The sequence below is a fragment of the Acinetobacter calcoaceticus genome (assembly GCF_051947995.1).
GTDB lineage: Bacteria > Pseudomonadota > Gammaproteobacteria > Pseudomonadales > Moraxellaceae > Acinetobacter.
This window is the reverse complement of sequence record NZ_JBLVVH010000001.1, coordinates 573,814-590,522: the sequence shown is the minus strand read 5'-3', so window position 1 is coordinate 590,522 and position 16,709 is coordinate 573,814. Positions and strand designations below refer to the sequence as shown.

19 protein-coding genes and 3 pseudogenes are annotated in these 16,709 nt (G+C 36.8%); 10 read left to right on the top strand and 12 right to left on the bottom strand.

Annotated features, from left to right (window positions below; translation table 11 throughout):
- Positions 1-173: 173 nt before the first annotated feature.
- The 3 genes and pseudogenes from ACNQO6_RS02875 to ACNQO6_RS02865 form a co-directional block, all read left to right on the top strand.
- Positions 174-827 (top strand): annotated as a pseudogene (locus ACNQO6_RS02875) (tyrosine-type recombinase/integrase); the annotation flags it as partial.
- A 480-nt stretch (positions 828-1,307) separates the two neighbouring features.
- Positions 1,308-2,051, top strand: a complete 744-nt coding sequence (locus ACNQO6_RS02870) for a hypothetical protein (RefSeq protein WP_440208033.1) — start codon at positions 1,308-1,310, stop codon at positions 2,049-2,051.
- 37 nt (positions 2,052-2,088) lie between these two features.
- Entirely contained in the window at positions 2,089-2,670 is a 582-nt protein-coding gene (locus ACNQO6_RS02865; protein WP_440208032.1) for an amidase domain-containing protein, read from the top strand.
- Positions 2,671-3,207: 537 nt separating this feature from the next.
- On the opposite strand, the gene ACNQO6_RS02860 is transcribed toward ACNQO6_RS02865, so the two are convergent.
- The 6 genes from ACNQO6_RS02860 to ACNQO6_RS02835 all read right to left on the bottom strand — a co-directional run bounded on the left by ACNQO6_RS02860 (position 3,208) and on the right by ACNQO6_RS02835 (position 8,522).
- On the bottom strand, positions 3,208-4,389 hold the full coding sequence (locus tag ACNQO6_RS02860) for an MFS transporter (protein WP_126687410.1): 1,182 nt from the start codon (positions 4,387-4,389) through the stop codon (positions 3,208-3,210).
- 35 nt (positions 4,390-4,424) lie between these two features.
- Positions 4,425-5,453, bottom strand: coding sequence for an alcohol dehydrogenase (locus tag ACNQO6_RS02855; protein ID WP_309350295.1), 1,029 nt, complete (start codon positions 5,451-5,453; stop codon positions 4,425-4,427).
- An 18-nt stretch (positions 5,454-5,471) separates the two neighbouring features.
- Entirely contained in the window at positions 5,472-6,554 is a 1,083-nt protein-coding gene (locus ACNQO6_RS02850; RefSeq protein WP_309350298.1) for a flavin monoamine oxidase family protein, read from the bottom strand.
- Entirely contained in the window at positions 6,551-7,234 is a 684-nt protein-coding gene (locus ACNQO6_RS02845; protein WP_309350301.1) for a cupin domain-containing protein, read from the bottom strand. The genes ACNQO6_RS02850 and ACNQO6_RS02845 overlap by 4 nt, the downstream gene beginning before the upstream one ends.
- Before the next feature lie 77 nt (positions 7,235-7,311).
- Positions 7,312-7,653 (bottom strand): carboxymuconolactone decarboxylase family protein, encoded by a 342-nt coding sequence (locus tag ACNQO6_RS02840; protein ID WP_046739503.1) that lies wholly within the window; start codon positions 7,651-7,653, stop codon positions 7,312-7,314.
- A gap of 98 nt (positions 7,654-7,751) precedes the next feature.
- The gene (locus ACNQO6_RS02835) at positions 7,752-8,522 is read right to left on the bottom strand and encodes an SDR family NAD(P)-dependent oxidoreductase (protein ID WP_126687415.1); all 771 of its coding nucleotides are present in this window, start codon (positions 8,520-8,522) and stop codon (positions 7,752-7,754) included.
- A 140-nt stretch (positions 8,523-8,662) separates the two neighbouring features.
- Here ACNQO6_RS02835 and gcvA point away from each other — a divergent pair, with 140 nt between their 5' ends.
- Positions 8,663-9,583 carry a transcriptional regulator GcvA gene (gene gcvA, locus ACNQO6_RS02830; protein WP_309350306.1) on the top strand — a complete coding sequence of 307 codons (921 nt, stop codon included), beginning with the start codon at positions 8,663-8,665 and terminating at the stop codon, positions 9,581-9,583.
- Here gcvA and ACNQO6_RS02825 read toward each other — a convergent pair.
- Positions 9,573-9,902 (bottom strand): annotated as a pseudogene (locus ACNQO6_RS02825) (helix-turn-helix domain-containing protein); the annotation flags it as partial. The gene gcvA and the pseudogene ACNQO6_RS02825 overlap by 11 nt on opposite strands.
- A 94-nt stretch (positions 9,903-9,996) precedes the next feature.
- A pseudogene (locus ACNQO6_RS02820) lies at positions 9,997-10,086 on the bottom strand (ERF family protein); the annotation flags it as partial.
- A gap of 37 nt (positions 10,087-10,123) precedes the next feature.
- On the opposite strand from ACNQO6_RS02820, the gene ACNQO6_RS02815 reads away from it, so the two are divergent.
- On the top strand, positions 10,124-10,261 hold the full coding sequence (locus ACNQO6_RS02815) for a glycoside hydrolase family protein (protein WP_440208031.1): 138 nt from the start codon (positions 10,124-10,126) through the stop codon (positions 10,259-10,261).
- Positions 10,262-10,447: 186 nt separating this feature from the next.
- Here ACNQO6_RS02815 and ACNQO6_RS02810 read toward each other — a convergent pair whose 3' ends face one another.
- Together ACNQO6_RS02810 and ACNQO6_RS02805 are read right to left on the bottom strand one after the other, a co-directional pair.
- Positions 10,448-11,092 (bottom strand): glutathione S-transferase family protein, encoded by a 645-nt coding sequence (locus tag ACNQO6_RS02810; RefSeq protein ID WP_440208030.1) that lies wholly within the window; start codon positions 11,090-11,092, stop codon positions 10,448-10,450.
- 358 nt (positions 11,093-11,450) lie between these two features.
- A complete protein-coding gene (locus ACNQO6_RS02805) occupies positions 11,451-12,314 on the bottom strand; it encodes a metal-dependent hydrolase (protein ID WP_440208029.1) in 864 nt (287 codons plus the stop codon).
- Positions 12,315-12,423: 109 nt separating this feature from the next.
- On the opposite strand from ACNQO6_RS02805, the gene ACNQO6_RS02800 reads away from it, so the two are divergent.
- Positions 12,424-13,047, top strand: a complete 624-nt coding sequence (locus ACNQO6_RS02800) for a TetR/AcrR family transcriptional regulator (RefSeq protein ID WP_440208028.1) — start codon at positions 12,424-12,426, stop codon at positions 13,045-13,047.
- A gap of 278 nt (positions 13,048-13,325) precedes the next feature.
- On the opposite strand, the gene ACNQO6_RS02795 is transcribed toward ACNQO6_RS02800, so the two are convergent.
- A complete protein-coding gene (locus tag ACNQO6_RS02795; protein ID WP_126687421.1) occupies positions 13,326-13,586 on the bottom strand; it encodes a hypothetical protein in 261 nt (86 codons plus the stop codon).
- A 136-nt stretch (positions 13,587-13,722) separates the two neighbouring features.
- Positions 13,723-14,400 (bottom strand): DUF421 domain-containing protein, encoded by a 678-nt coding sequence (locus ACNQO6_RS02790; protein ID WP_126687422.1) that lies wholly within the window; start codon positions 14,398-14,400, stop codon positions 13,723-13,725.
- Positions 14,401-14,832: 432 nt separating this feature from the next.
- Here ACNQO6_RS02790 and ACNQO6_RS02785 point away from each other — a divergent pair, with 432 nt between their 5' ends.
- From ACNQO6_RS02785 to ACNQO6_RS02770, 4 genes are all read left to right on the top strand, one after another.
- Positions 14,833-15,312, top strand: a complete 480-nt coding sequence (locus ACNQO6_RS02785; protein ID WP_440208027.1) for a hypothetical protein — start codon at positions 14,833-14,835, stop codon at positions 15,310-15,312.
- A gap of 100 nt (positions 15,313-15,412) precedes the next feature.
- Positions 15,413-15,847 carry an arsenate reductase (glutaredoxin) gene (gene arsC / locus ACNQO6_RS02780; protein WP_309346905.1) on the top strand — a complete coding sequence of 145 codons (435 nt, stop codon included), beginning with the start codon at positions 15,413-15,415 and terminating at the stop codon, positions 15,845-15,847.
- Positions 15,848-15,907: 60 nt separating this feature from the next.
- A complete protein-coding gene (locus tag ACNQO6_RS02775) occupies positions 15,908-16,228 on the top strand; it encodes a metalloregulator ArsR/SmtB family transcription factor (protein WP_279695126.1) in 321 nt (106 codons plus the stop codon).
- A 6-nt stretch (positions 16,229-16,234) separates the two neighbouring features.
- Positions 16,235-16,708, top strand: coding sequence for an arsenate reductase ArsC (locus ACNQO6_RS02770; protein WP_279695125.1), 474 nt, complete (start codon positions 16,235-16,237; stop codon positions 16,706-16,708).
- The last annotated feature ends 1 nt before the right edge of the window (position 16,709 follow it).

Here is a 16,709-nt window from a genome sequence, read left to right as displayed (position 1 = left end):
CGGGGCTGTTTAATCCGATATAAAAAAGCCTTTAAGTTCAATACTTAAAGGCTTTTTTATTTGCCTGTTAGTCCGATATTATCCGACTTGATTTGACCTTATTTTTGCCTTCTATGGGTAATTATTGGGAAAATTTACCCAATAATTTGAGTCTCGATAAAGGGTAAATACAGATGAAGCTTACCGATACAGAATACAGAAAAGCACAGCCAAAAGAAAAACGATATCGTCTTTCGGATGAGAACGGTCTATCACTTCTCGTAACGCCATCAGGGCAAAAATACTGGAACATACGCTTTACTGTTCTTGGCGAGCGGAAGTCAGAGTCACTTGGTCCATATCCTGATATAAGTTTAAAGCAAGCAAGGGAGCTTGCACTTGAACTGAAATACAAATATTCCAAGTCGGTGTTGCACGAGGACATTAAGACATCCTTTAAAGAAGTGGCTAAAGATTGGTTTGAGAATCAAAGAGAAACTTGGTCATCCAAACATATCAGTAATGTGCGAGCATCTTTAGATGAGCTTTATATTGCTTTGGCCAATAAACGTATTAATCAAATCCAGGCACCAGAGATATTGCAGATAATCAAAAAGATCGAAGCTAGAGGTTCATTAGAGGTGGCTAAGCGCACTTTGTCACGTTGTGGTATGGACATGAAATATGCCATAGCTCATGGCTATAGATACGATAATCCAGCAAGTGATTTGGTCTATGCGCTCAAGAATAAAAAAGTGAAGAACTTAGCTTCATTATCAGAAAGCGAAATGCCCGAATTCCTTAGACGCATCAAAACCTATCCAGCAGATGCTCAAACCCACTATGCAAATTGCTTTGGCGCTAAAAGAGATCATATTTAGAGATGGGAAAATGGTGGTACCCAACTTTACCCGCTGATTATCTTATGAAGATAATAATCTATTTCTATGATAAGCATAGTTTTCAACGAGAATGTTTGAAGTACAACATTTGGTAGTTCTATAGGCGGGAAGTATTTCGCTTGATGCAAAGAATAGAAATTGTGTTGGGATTGTCACGCTTAATTTTATTAAGATGTTCTCTATGCTGAAATGAGCCAAAATTTCACTAAATACATAAGAGTTTGGTTTGAATTAAAGTCGGGAAGTCAGGAAATGTTACATTTATTTTTTATATAATATGGTTATTTAATTACCTGAATCTTAAAAATAATATTCCAGATATTATGTGAAAATGAAAACAATAATAATGAGATCAGAAAAAATAGTTGAAAATGTGGAATAGGTTGTCTATTTTATAACAAAAGGTAAGTATAAGTTTATGAAAATATGAGTAAAAAAATTAAAATTTTATTTTTTATGTTATTTGTTCTTGTTTTTGCTGCTTTGATCTATTGGATGTCTCCCGATGTTGAAGTGCCTAACAATACAGAGCACTTAAAAGAGGAAAAAGTTGATAAAGTTAATAATGTTAGTTCTGAAATTAAATCAAATAACAAACTAACTCCGGTTAAGTTTAATCCTAATACTCATTGGAAAGATAAGACGTTAAATTTTAATGGTAAAGAGTTGAACTATAAATTTGGTGAAGGAAATCCAGCTGAAACAGCTCTTTCCCCAGATGAATACTTAGCAAAAGGTGAAAAAGATGGAACTCCATACGTCACACCAAAAACCGAAAAAGATCTATATAACTTTCTAAATGATGATGATTTACCCGCTGTTTTAGATAAATGTGAAAATTACAATAGACAGAATATGATTAAACTAAATCCTAATTTACCTGTCGATCAGATACCTATTCTTCTAAATCCAAGTGATTTTGATATTGAAAATATTATGACAATTAATCCTGAAACAGGGCGTAAAGAAATCAACGAAGATATTGCTAATCGTATTAATGAGTTTCTTAATATTTTATCAAATCCAATGGCTGGCACTGAGTTTGGTGATAAATGTGCTGGAACAGCTTATAGCCAAAGTATTGAAAGAATTAAAAATAAATTTTCTGAATTCAACAGATCTTACATTAATGGAGGAGAGGGAATTAAGGGGAGCGACTGGCCTAAATAAAGAAATCTTTTAAAAAACTATTAAAGAGGAAATATAAATGTTTAAAAAAACAATTATTGCACTTGCTTTGTGCATGACAGCAGTATCCGTTAATGCAGATGCCCCACGACAATCACCTTGGAATTATACAGCAGCTACTAACTATGCTTTGCAATGGGCTTTGTCAAGAAATCCAAACTATGTCAACTTTTCGAATGATTGTACAAACTTTGCAAGTCAAGCATTAAGAACAGGTGGCTGGAAAGATACAGTTACTGTTAATTCAACACAAGCATCTAGTTGGTTCTATAAATCCTCTACTAATTATGCCCAAACGTGGTCTACCGCCAATGGGTTAAAAAACCGTTTTGTAAATGGTTATGAATTAGGGGTGGAAAAATTAGGTAAGAGTTTCTTAGGTACAGGACCTGAATATCTAAATAATAAAATCAGAACTGGAGATATTATTCTTGCTGATTGGGAAAGTGATGGAAGATTTGATCATACTATGGTGGTGACGCAAGTAAGCTTTTCATCAACCTTAGTTTCTTACCATTCTCAAGATTACAAGAATGAACCGATGTCATCTATTTCAAGCAGATATCCGAATGCTACATTTTACGTCTATCACATAACCTAATTCCTAAATCTAACTAGAATATAACAACATTATTCTTTAAGTGTAATGCAAAAAAAATGCCTCAATCATAAAAAAATATTGGGACATTTTTTAATACGTAATATCAATATTTTTAAACCACTTTACGAATCACATACTAGCCGGAATATTGATAGTTTTGATTCAGCAGTGAATAGCGACTTTTGTTCAATTGTCAGTTTTGTCTATTGAATGCAATTGTCACAGAATCCGGCAATGATGAAGATCAATGGAGCATTGTTAACCTTAAAGTAATGGGTCAAGATTGGGTAAATTTAAGTTTTTTAATAAAACAAAAACAATATTTTATCAATCGTATTCAACTGCCGCCACCTCCAACGAACTGTTATCAAATATCATTAAGTTTATGTAAAAACTAAATTAAAGCATATTGTTGATACTTCTTTTCGGATGACGTAATTAAAATAAATGGCTTATAGCAATCAGTGCAAGTTTAAAACTAAAAAACCTAAGTTACTTAAATTCAATCTTTATATTTAAGTATGTCAAAAGAGAGCTTTACACTCTTTTATTTTTTGCGTGTAACCACCCTAAAGACAAAACTGTGATGATTAACAAAGGAATAAGCGCGATGTTCATTGCCTTCCATCCGATCATATCCAGTAATGCCCCAGCACTAAATGAACAGATTAACCCCACTACAAAAACAGTCATATCATTAATGGCTTGTGCTTTAGCTTTTTCTTCATGGGTATAAGTGCCTGTCAGTAATGAGGTACTGCCAATAAATAGGAAATTCCATCCTACACCTAATAAAATTAGGGAAACGGCAAATGAATGAAACTGTAAGCCAGACAAGGCAAATACAATATAACAGGCAAATAACAAAACACCTGCAAACATGATTTTTAGCACACCAAAACGGGCAATCAAGTTGCCTGTAAAGAACGATGGTAGGAACATACCCAGTACATGCAGTTGAATTACTGTGGTGATAGCACCTAATTCATGGTGTGAATGGCGCATGGCAATTGGAGTTGCTGTCATACCTAAGATCATGATGCCATAACCTGTGATTGCGCCAAGCAAAGCGACTAAATATGTTGGCTGGAATACAATTTGATGCCAAGGTCGTCCAGCACTAAAACTAGTTTTGGCTTCTATCTGATCAGGAATATGCAGTCTAGATAGAATTACCATTGCAATTAGGGAAACAATAGTAATAATCAGGAACGAGCCGATATATTCCAGACGATTGAATAATGGCCCACCAAACCGAGCCAAAACTGGCCCAATCAATGCAGCAACTACACCACCTGCCATAACAAAGGAAATAGCACGAGAACGAAAGGCATCATCTGCCACTTCACTGGCGGCAAAACGATAAAACTGGGCAAAGGATTGATAAGCACCGACACAAAATGTGCCTAGTGCCAATAAATATAGCGAACTATAGAGAATGCCAATCGCTGCAAAGATGCCACCTAAAATTCCTAATAAAGCACCACATAAAAAACCATTACGTCTGCCTACCTTTGCCATCCACATGGACGCAGGGAACATCATCACGGCTGTACCTAGGAACATTGAGGCTATTGGTAGTGTGGCAAGGGTTGGTGTATTGGCAATATTTGCGCCTGCCAAACCACCAATAGTCATGACCATCACTGAAACTGTTTGGAATAAAGATTGTGAACTCGCCAGAATTAAGATCTGACGGTGCATGGTATTTTGCAACATAAGAATGAAAACCTAAATTTTGGTGAATTAAGTGACTAATGAGTGTTCTGGCTTACAGTCAATACAACCCGAAACTGTGCCTGACCTGACTTCATTCGTAGATAAGCTTGCTGTGCCTGTTCCAGGGGGAACGTTTCAATCATGGCTCGTACATCAGTCAAGACGCTGAAGTCCAGTGTCTTTTCAATTTCGTAAGGTGTACCCGTAATTGAACCCTGAACACTTCGTTCAGCACCCACTAATAATGGTGATGGAATGACTAAAGGTTCTTTGCCCACACCAACCACCACTAACTTGCCACGAGGAGCAAGACCTGCAAATAATGTTGATGACACTTCGCCATTGGTAATCGTGGTTAAAATGACTTGAGCTTTACCAAGCCGTTGCAGCCTTTCAACGGCATTTTCCTGCTCGGTATCAATATAAATATGTGCGCCTAATGTTTTGACCTGATCTGTAATATCCTGTCCACGTCCAATAGCGACCACTTTAAAACCCATGCGTTTGGCATATTGAATTGCCAGATGGCCTAACCCCCCGATTCCGAGAATTGCAACCAAGTAACCAGCTTGTGCCCCTGAATTTTTTAAGGCATTAAAAGTGGCAATCCCAGCGCATAACAAAGGTGCAGCTTCAACTGAACTTAGTTCATCAGGAATAGCCACTAATCCTGTTTCTTTGGCAAGCATCATTTCTGCATAGCCACCGTCATGGTTACTCCCCATAACAGGTTGATCATTGCAAAGATTAAATAAGCCCTGACGACATTCAGGGCAGTGATTGCAGTGTCCACCTAAGCGACTGATCCCGACACGCTGACCAATTTTCCAATAGGATGAGGAATTAGCAATCGCAACAATCCGCCCGACCGCTTCATGACCTGGCACACGGGGATATTGAAAATCAGGATTGCTACTTTCGACTGTGGTTGCATCTGCACCACAGATGCCGCAGGCTTCCACCGCAATCAGAACTTCACCTGCCTGTGGTGTGGGAATAATTCGTTCAACCATTTCCAGTTTACCAAATTGACTCACCTGTACTGCTTTATAAGTCTTTTGCATAAATGTGCCTATTGAATTTTATAAGAGTTGTTGGATACGCTGAACACCCTCTTGGGCAGCACCAATTGCCCCTGCCAAATAACCTGAATAATGCTGTGACCATTCACTGGCAATTCCAATGATACGGTTATGCCAAATCTGGTCATTCGGGGTATTTTCAGGTGCTACTCCATGAGAGACAGCAGGGTTTTTCCAGTCTTCTTCAGTGGCTGTAAAATTGTCTGCTGACCAGTCTTTGATATATTCATATTCGGGTGTTGCAGCTTCTGAACCAAACAGACGAACCAGTTGTGCTCGACAATGTGCCATCAAGTCTGCTTCACTGACTTTTTGGCGAACGTCTGCAGGAATACCGAGAAAACCAAATAACGCAGCATGACCACTGGACGTAGACGCATCGTGAATTTCACCCATAGGGCCAACATGGCTACTGGCTTGACCAGACAAGCCTTGTTTTCTCCAAAAAGCTTCAGGATAAACCGCAACATACTTGGCATGAGGGGCCATCCATGTTGCTGTGTGTTTCCACTGGTTCAGTAGTGCAATGGGCAAGGCTGGAGAGAATAAAATGTGTTGAACAGTCAAGCGTGGTGCCAGTGCAATAAGGACATAATCTGCTTTAATAACTGTTTCATCACCTACTTGATTCTGACTAATTAAATGAATAGGTGCTTGTTGCTGTTGAGTAATATGAGTGACCTGATGTTGAGTCATAATTTTTTGTGCAGGAATTTGTTGGGCTAAGCCATGAATCAGGCTGCTCATTCCCCCCTCAAGGCGAATCGAGGGTGTCGATGCCCAAGGACTTGATAACTGTACAGGGGGGATGCCTCTTTGCTTTTCAAAGACCAACTTTCCCTTTTCAAACTGTTCGGAAAATGGCAATCCCAGTTGATGTACCAGTTGCATCAGATCAGGATTGAGTTCGGGCCAGATCCATGTTGCGCCTAAATCAAATCCTTGCTCTGAATAGACACGGCCACCTAAACGATCTCTTGCTTCAAGCACAATATAGTCTGTGATTTTGGCTTGTTCCAGTAAATAGGCAGCATATAAACCACTTAAACCTGCACCAATAATGGCAATATTGGCCTGGATCATGTTTGTTGCTCCACAAAGTTTTGTGCAGATAGAAGATGGCCTGTTTTTACATATAGCATTGCACTTATTTCACTTGCATAAAAACTATGGCTACTTTGGGTGGGTAAACGAATCCATGAACCTGTGGGATAACACTCCCCATTTGCAATCAATTCACCTTGTAAAATCAAAAGCTCTATCCCATTTAAACTGTGTTCATCAAAGCTTTGATAGGGGGTAAGTTTTTCGAGATAGGTATTTTCATCAGGCGAGAGGTTTAAGGGACAAATCAGACGTTGATCAATTGTTTGCCAATTTTCAGGATCATGAGTATTGATACGCACAGTCTCAGTATTAGTCTTGGACATTTGCATGAGTTTGACAAAAATCATTGTGCCATCTTCACTGGATGGGGTATGTTTTGAACCATCTGGATTGCGTAAATACCAGCCTGCTGGATAATGCTGATCACCATTTTCAGTGAAAGTTCCTGAAAGCACCAAAATTTCTTCACCCAATGGATGCTGATGTTCTGGAAAAATAGTGTGTGGTAAATAACGAACCAGACTGGTGGCACGGGCAGTTTCTTTTCCAACCCGATCTAGCATAACTCGTTCCACTTCACCACGAGAGGACTTGACCCATTGATAATCGTTGGGTTTAACCACAGCCATTCGGGAAAAATCAGCGTTAATCAACATGCTCTATCTCATCCATTCAAAAAGGCAAATATCCTATTGATCTAAGGCAGATCAATAGGAGGAAGAATTTAAAACAGTTATTGCTGACTTACGCTATCTACCGCTTCTAAAACACGGGCTGAATAAGTGAGGGCTGCACCAGCATTTAATGCAATTGCTACAGATAGAGCTTCTGCAATTTCCTCACGGCTCACACCTAGTTCAATCGCTTTTTTAGAATGAACGGCAATACATCCATCACAGCGTGTTGTCACAGCAACTGCCAGAGCAATCAACTCATGGGTTTTAGCATCTAGTTTGCCAATTTTGCTTGTACCAGCTTCCATTGAGGAGAGGCCACGCATGGTGTCTGGTGCTAATTTTGCATAATCAGCCACATGCTTAAGCAGAGAATCACGGTAGTTATTCCAGTCTTGCATATTAAAATCTCTATTTGCTTTATTAAGTTAAACAATTGTGTTACCTCTCAATAAGTTCATGGTGGTAGCACTTGTTTTAGCCTTGTTAGAAAGACATCTTAATGTCCTGCCATGACTCCACCATCAACAGGTAAAATTGTTCCTGTAATCCATGCTGCGTTAGTTGAGGCAAGGAATAAAATAGCTTCTGCAACATCGGCAGGTTGACCGTTACGACCTAATGGATGGAACGAGTTAAAAGATGGAAGCGCTTCTTTCACTTGATCATCTGTCATAAAGGTGTTGTACACAGGTGTTTCAACGACAGCAGGAGCAACGGTATTAATACGGATATTCGCCTCTGCAAGTTCAATTGCTAAGTTATGAGTTAATGCATGCACACCAGCATTCGCAGCAGAATATGCTGACGATGGGGTTGCCTTAACGGCCTGTAATGCCCATAAAGAACCTGTTTGAACGATTGCACCGCCACCACGTAACTGCATGGCTTTTGCGGCAGCCTGAGCCATGAAAAACTTGCCTTTTAAGATGATGTCCAGAAACCCGTCATATTCAGATTCGGTGACTTCCAAAAATGGTTTAGGCGCAAAAATGCCAGCATTGTTAATCAGGATATCAACTCCACCAAATTCTGCAGTGGTGAAATCAACAAGTTGTTGTGAAGTTGCTGGGGAGGCAATGTCCGCAGCAAAATAACGGATATGCTCACCTGTGGCATTAATATCCTGAGCAGCCTTTTTTAACTTATCTTCATTACGTCCAGTAATGACAACATTTGCACCCTCTTTCACCAAGCGAGTGGCAACCTCTTTACCAATACCTGAACCACCACCTGTTACAATTGCTACTTTCAAAGAAAATCTATTCATGACTATGCCATCCTCTATCAGTTTTGAATTTTGTCTTGACACATCTGTTCTTTATGTCCTTTGCATGGATTGATTTTATGATTCTGGTCCGTTATAAACAAATGAGATAATCTTGTGGTAATTGATAGAAAATCTTTAGAATGAAAACTCCTGTATATCTCAACGCATTAAGAGCTTTTGAAGCAAGTGCCCGACATCAAAGTTTTTCGGCCGCTGCTGATGAACTCAATGTTACCCCTGCGGCTGTAGGGCAATTGGTTAAAAGTCTGGAAGATTACCTCGGCTTGAGCTTATTTCAGCGAAGTACAGGAGGGAAAGCTCGGTTAGTGGCAACTGAAGCGGCATTACTGGCATTACCTGATATTCGTGCAGGATTCGACAGGCTGATACTTGGATTGGAAAAACTACAGGCTCAAACCTCAACAGGGGTGTTAACTGTTGCCATCAGTCCTGCCTTTGCGGCGAAATGGCTGTTACCAAGAATTGATACTTTTCAACAAGCTTATCCTGAGATAGATATTCGACTGGATACCAATTTAAAGCCTGTCGATTTTGGTCGTCATGGTATTGATATTGCGGTGCGATATGGACAAGGCAACTGGTCAGGATTGATTGCAGAGAAGTTAATGAATGAGGAAGTTTTTCCAGTCTGTTCATCAGCGTTTTATCAGAAGTATCAGAAACAGTTACAAGACCCTAAGAGTTTATTAAACTTACCTTTAATCCATGATTTAACTATGGATGCCCATTCAGGCTTTACCACTTGGGATACATGGTTGCAGTATAACCAGATTAGCAATGAACCAACCCAAAGAGGTTTAAAAATCAATAATTCTGCTGCGGTATTACAGACAGCTATAGATGGACATGGAGTAGCATTGGCCAGAAGTGTCATGGCAGCAGATGATTTAAAAACGGGGCGTTTACTTCGTTTATATCCAGAAATGAAATGCTCTTCCACATTGGCTTATTACATGGTGTACCGGGAAGAATGCCGCAATATGCCGAAACTTCAGGTTTTTCGGAATTGGTTAAAAGATGAAGTAAATCTTATAAGTTAAATTGCTTTCGATAACGCCACAATGTTGTACGGCTAATTCCTAATGCGTTTGCTGTTAAAGCTAAATCACCATGATGTTTAATCAAGGTCGTTTGTATTGTGGTCCTATCCAGTTTACCTGTTCGGGATAATGGCTTTAAAATTAATGATTGAGAAGTTGTATAGTATTGAGGGGCGCGAATTTCATCTGGCAAATCAGTGATATCAATACAGGATTGTCCATTTGCCATCGTGATTGCATACAATAAAGTATTTTTAAGTTCTCGGACATTCCCATCCCAATCATATGCAATTAAAGTTTGAAGTGCCTGTTCGGTTAGACAGAGTGAACTTTTAATAAGAAATAAAAAAGCCCCCATAAAGTGGGTTTTTTTAATTTTTGCAATGATTAAATATATGGATTTTAAATTTTAAATTAGCAATTTGGGTATCATCAATCAGGAACAGGCCATTCAATGTGTATTTACGTGCATAGGAACTGGATGAGCCAAATGTCAGGGCTAACTTACAACATTGGTGAGAAAACCTTTAAGGATTCTACTTGTTGGAAAAACTAAACAAGGGAGATTATATCGGTGCTGCCGAACAGTTTCCATGCTGGAATAAGGGCGGTGGGGAGGTAATGATGGGTCTTGTTCGCCGACGTGCTGATGAGCGGAATCTCTTCTTAAAAAAGTAATACATCATTGCGGGATTGCGGGCGCTTATTAGCTTCTCTAGCATTGAGCTTTGCGGTATTAATACTTTTGCCTAGATGTACGGCGCATACGATCAACAATAATATTCATGTAGGGATATGTGTAAAAGCCCTCTGATTAAGGCTTTTACTATTGCTTAATCTCTTTGTAAATTTTTCTAATTATGCTTAATTTTTACCTTTTAAGATTAAGCTATCTTTTTCAATCTTTTCTGCTGTTTTCCAACTAGGAAGAAGACTTAAACGCTCAACATAGCTTTGAATATGTGGATAATTTTCACCTTGAGCCATATTATAGATTAAACCATGAAGTCCGAATCCCATCATAAAGTCAGCTCCAGTTAAACGATCGCCTACCAGAAAGTCCTTATCCTTTAAGTAATCATTTAAAAAACCAAATATTTTATCAAATTCAACTTGAGCATAGGCTTCTAGAAATGCTAATTTGGTTCCATGTTTCATTTCTATCGCATTAAACATTTTTAGTAGAAATGGGACCATGGCAGAACTTTCTGCGAAATGAATCCACTGTAGATAATCTGCATAGGAAGTGTCATTTATATCTGGTGCCAGGTGCGGGGCTAGTTTTTGAATTAATAACTCTACTATAGCTCCCGACTCTGCAATGACTTTGCCTTGCCATTCAATAACGGGGGATTTTCCTAAAGGATGGATATTTTTTAGTGATTCAGGAGCCAAATGAGTATTTAAGTCTCGGTAATAGCATTGCAACTGATAAGGTTCTTTAATTTCTTCAAGTAACCACAAAATTCGAAAAGAACGTGATTGGTTTAAGTGGTGTAATGTAATCATGATAATTCCGATTTTAAAAAATTATGGGTAATTTCCCATGCTGCACAACTTTCAATATACACCTAAGTTTATAACTGCAACTAATCGATTAGCTATAGGGGGCAAAGGTAGTAGAGAATCCTAAGGAAAGATTTAGTTCACCATCATATAGTAGAGCTTGAGCTGTTTTGAAGAAGTACACTATCAGTGCGGACGCTCAGTGATATCACTATCAAACTTGAATTTGAGTGTTACTGCGTTACATTTATTTAAGTAAAAAAGCGACAATTTCTTATGTTTGCCGCTATTTTACTTTTGACATATTTAATGACTTTAAAAAAAAAGATGGAGCATTTTTAGAAAGAGCTAAACAGTATTTTTAACTTCTAAGAGTTTGATTTAATATACCATTTTCACCAAATAACTTTTCTCTATACTCCAATTCAAGCAATCCGGTTTGCATGTGTAAAGGATTGAAGTTTTTCTCTCTTACATCAAGCATCTCTATAAAAGTTTTGGTGAAAATACCTAACCGATCTATACCACCAAATCCAAGATATAATGCTTCTTTTAAGTCTCTTAGAGAAAAATGAATATCTTTACGTTTTAAGATATAAAACCAAGATTCAAATGTTATAGGTGCAATCATTCGAACCACTCGAATTAATGCTTTTCTCCGGTTCCTAACAGTATTGCCACCAATTGCACTCAAAACATCAAATGCAACTGATTTGTGTTCTAATTCTTCCAATGCATGCCATTCCCATAAATTTCTCTTCTCTTGAGTGGTTTTCTTTTTTATTAATGGATCTGTCAATAGTAGACGAGCTAGAGTAGCGGTAAAGTGTTCCATTACAACTGTAGCGGCAAGTTGGTCAATTTTTGACAACTTTCTTAATTCATCTAAACGGGCTTTTGTTTTAGATTCAATTTGATGAACTTCTGGATATTCTATTTCAATATTTTTATTAAGGGATTTGTGTTCACGACTATGGAAGGCTTCTTGAGCTATAAAATTACGGATATCTTCTTGAAGCTTTTCATCATCTATTTTGTCACGAACATTGCGGATACTATCAATAAAAAACATTTCACCAGGAGGAAACATAGCTGATAAAACTACAAATAATGATGCTACCGCAGCATTGTCTTCGTAATAGAATGAAAATTTTTCATTCTTATTGAAGGGTAGCTCAACATTCCGTCGAACTATCTTCTGTGTGGTTAGGCTAGTTTTATTCATAAAAATCCTCTCATTTCCATATTTACATGGTATTGTCCCAATTAGATTTTTATAATTTATCAATGAAATTATACGGAAAAAATACGGATATTAATGTAGGGAGATTATCTTGGTAACAGTAAGAAAACCAAAGCAAAAACGTTCAATCAATACATACGATTCTATTATAGAGGCCGGATTTTTAGCGGTAAAAAGATATGGATTGGATCACACAACAGTCTTGAAAGTATCCGAAATTGCAGGTGTCGGCTCGGGAAGCTTTTATGAATATTTTAAAAATAAAGAAGCTTTGTTTGTTGAGATGCAACAACGTTTTGTTTCAGAGCTGGCTAAAGTGATTTATGAAGTAATCCCCACCATACAAGAAATGGAGATTCCAGATGCAATAAGATCAATTTTTTTAAAAATTGGTGTCTTTTTAGCTCAGGATGATAACAAGTATTTTTATTGGCTCAGTGTTGCAGGCAAATATAGTACCGAAGCTAGTCATGTAAAAGCAGTTAAAGCGGTCAATACTTTGGCAATTGAATATGCAGTAAAGCATCCTGAAGTTTTAAGAATAAAAAATCTAAAACTTATGGTATATATCCTAATTAATTCAGGTGTTGCGCTTACCATAAATTTCTTTACATCTCAAAATACAGGTTTTACTTTTGAGGAGTTAATCAATTGTTTAATTGATATTACGATGTCTTATATTGAAGATGATAGAAATAAAATTAAAATACAATGACTTAAATCAATATACTATAAGTCTAGTAAAAATAAATTAGTTGTAATAATTAGAATTTTGAATAGAGCTTTCTTATACCCAGAGCATGACTATCAACTAATCCTATCTAAATGAGTTTTGCTAAATTTGTGGCAGCCTAGGGGACCAGTTTTAGTCTGGAGCAAAGCTAGGGTATGCTCCAATTCTATTTTCAAACTCCTGATGAAGATATACTATCGCCTTCATCAGTCTCCCTTTTTTGTATAAAGAATACGCATAAGTGAACTATTGAACTTCAATCATGAATATCTGGTTTTATTAAAAGAATTGATTTCAATTACTTTATATAACTTATTTTTATATTTGATAAATTTATTCAGATAAGCGCTATCTAGCTCTTCCCAAATTGAAAAATAGAAGAATTCACTCGTATCAGCGTATATCCATAACCAATTTGAAACAGTTTTTAATTCAATAGGGTTAAAAACTGTGTCTTTGACTTTTTTGAGCTTATGCAAATTCATATCTTCATCTTGAAGGACAAGCTCGATAATTTCCATAAATGGAGCCATTGAAATAAGGGGGGTCTAGCATAACCACTATTCATATCATTTTTGCATTTGTTATGTATCTTTTGACCAGAATTTCTCAAGTTGTTTTTTTTGACGATGCAGTATAGAGGGTGCAATGGAGTGATCAACCGATCCGGCATGTCTTTAACGATTCAGCCCAACTATGATGTTTACATCGAGTACATTCCTGGTCGATTTCATTCAATATTTTAGTCTCTCCACATTTCATACATGAGTAAAAAGTATTTATTTTAAGTATGGTGGCTTTGCAATAATTATCAGGAAATAAGGGGAGACCCCATTTCACCTCTTTCTCTTCATAAAAAAGTAGGCTTAATGCACCATCTGTCTCGAGAATAGCTGTCCTAACTTGACCTAAATGTTCAACATTTTGTTGTCGCATTTCTGAAAAAAACTCATCATGAGAATAACTTTGTTTAAGAAAATCTTTATAGACGAGGAGACCATTCTTAACTACACAAAGAGCTTTTCCTTCTAATAGGTCCTCTATCTTTTTTTGTTTTACCATGCTCCAGGTGGTCAATCGGTAGAGAGATAGAATAATAATAAATACGGTTACCGCATGGATGATTGGAATATCTTCAGTAAACATTGGATCGCCCGCAGCAGACCCTAAACATAAAATAATCGCAAGTTCAAAAATCGATAGCTGTCGAATACCACGTTTACCAGACAATCTTAAAAAACTGATAATGACAAAGAACATAACCAGACAACGGATTATGATTTCTAAAACGAAGCTCCAAGTAGTATCTCCAATAAAAATTTCAAAAAGATCCATTTTATCTATTCCTTTCACAGAAAAATTTATTATTAATATTCAAAATAATGATTTTAAAGTAACAAATAGTTGAGATGAGTGGTAATTTTTTTATCATCGTAGCAGGAATATTAATATGGTCTTAATGTATTGATTTTAATGGATTTGTTTGAATCACCCTATGCGTGATAAATATTATTTTACTTTTTGAAAGTAGACCTTTATACTTGGTTTTAAATTTAAATTTTTCAAAAAATATATGTAATATTTTATTGATTTAAAGCTTAAATTTTATTTAACTCATCACAAAAAATATAAAGAATGTGATTTTTATTTTTAATTTTTTACACTAATACTGTGGAAGAAACATATATCACTTAAAGCTTTACACTTATTAATACTTGAAAAGTCATACTTTAATCTGGATAATTTAAATACTTTAGGATAATAAAAATGCCACAATATCTACGTTTAGCTGACAATTTATATAATGTACTTGAGGAAAAACAACTGTTTACATATGATTCTCAAGAACTAGTTAATCTAATTTTTAGAGAATTGAGAAAGGCTCTAAAAGATACAGACCTTAAGCTTCTAGTTAATTTTATTGATATGGAGAAAGGGCTTATACAAGCTCAGGAAGGAGAGTTGTATTTTGATTTGAGTTTAATTCCGAATTATAAAAATAACGGAGAGTTTATACTTTGGTTGGCTGGCTTTATTGAAAAAATGACAGAAGGAGGAATTAAGAAACTGCCCCCTTTATACAAGAATATACCTGAAGACTTTACGTTTACATTCAAGGAAAAACAAACTTTACATCAAGTAAAGGATCAAGAAATTTTTCCAAAAAATAATATTAGCCAAGCCCATAAAGAAATCATCGCCTATTTTGATAGTGTAGATTTTAAAAGAAATAGAAGAAATATGTGAAGTACGGTCTAAGAAGAAAGATAAATTTATATATATGAGATTGCATATATATGGTAATTCGTATATAAAGTGCAATAAAAGATCTAATGCGTCTACTATTATGTCAACAGCACCAAATGTGAAAATTTATCATAACCCAGCATGTGGAACTTCTAGAAATACATTGGCTCTAATTCGCAATACAGGGATTGAGCCAATCATTATTGAATATCTCATTACACCTCCTAGTCATGACGAATTAGTTAAATTGATTCAGGAAGCAAAATTAACAGTAAGACAGGCTATTCGCCACAATGTACAACCATATCAGGATTTAGAGCTTGACCGTACTGACTGGAGTGATGAGCAATTAATTGATTTTATGCTTGAATATCCAATTTTGATTAATCGACCATTTGTTGTTACCGAACTAGGCACTCGCTTAAGCCGTCCTTCAGAAGCTGTCTTAGATATTCTACCACTACCTCAAAAGGGGCCTTTTACGAAAGAGGATGGTGAAAAAGTGATTGATGAAAATGGTCAACGAGTGAATTAAAAATTTTACTTTTTGTATGTGGTTATCCGTATATCCAAATAAGTGAATAGGAATTAAGAAATGGACCAAGTTATTTTTTTTAAATGCTTATCAGATGAAACTCGACTCAATATCGTGACTTTAGTCGCTGAGAATAAAGAATTATGTGTTTGTGATTTGACTGAAAAGCTGCAACTGAGTCAGCCAAAGATTTCTAGGCATTTAGCGTTATTGCGTTCTTCTGGTCTCTTACAGGACAGAAGACAAAGCCAATGGGTTTATTACAGCATTAATCCGTATTTACCAACGTGGTGCCATGACGTTCTGAATCTTTTGGTAAGCAGTCAAACCATAACGAATAAAGATTCCCAAACGATTCAAATAAAAAGTTATTGTGAGTAACAGATAATGAACTTTCTTTTTTTGTGTACTGGAAATAGTTGCCGTAGCATCCTGTCAGAAGTTCTTTTTAATAGCCGTGCGCCTGAAGGATGGAAAGCATACAGTGCGGGTAGTAAGCCATCAGGACAGGTGCATCCATTAACGATTGAAACCTTGCAAAATCTTGGTCTTTCAACAGATGGTTTATGGAGCAAAACCATTGATGACTGTGAACAATATCAACCTGACGTGGTGATTACTGTTTGTGATTCAGCAGCGCAAGAAGCGTGTCCACTTTATTTGGGTGGAGCGATCAAGGCACATTGGGGCTTAGCGGATCCTTCACATTTAGATTTGCCGAAAGAAGAAAAGCTCAAAGCTTTCCAAGTGACAGTCGATCATATCAACCGCCGTTTAGATGCTTTACTTGCACTTGATACAGCGCATATGTCTCGCCCAGAATTGATTGCAGCAATCAATCAAATTTCGCATATTGAATGAG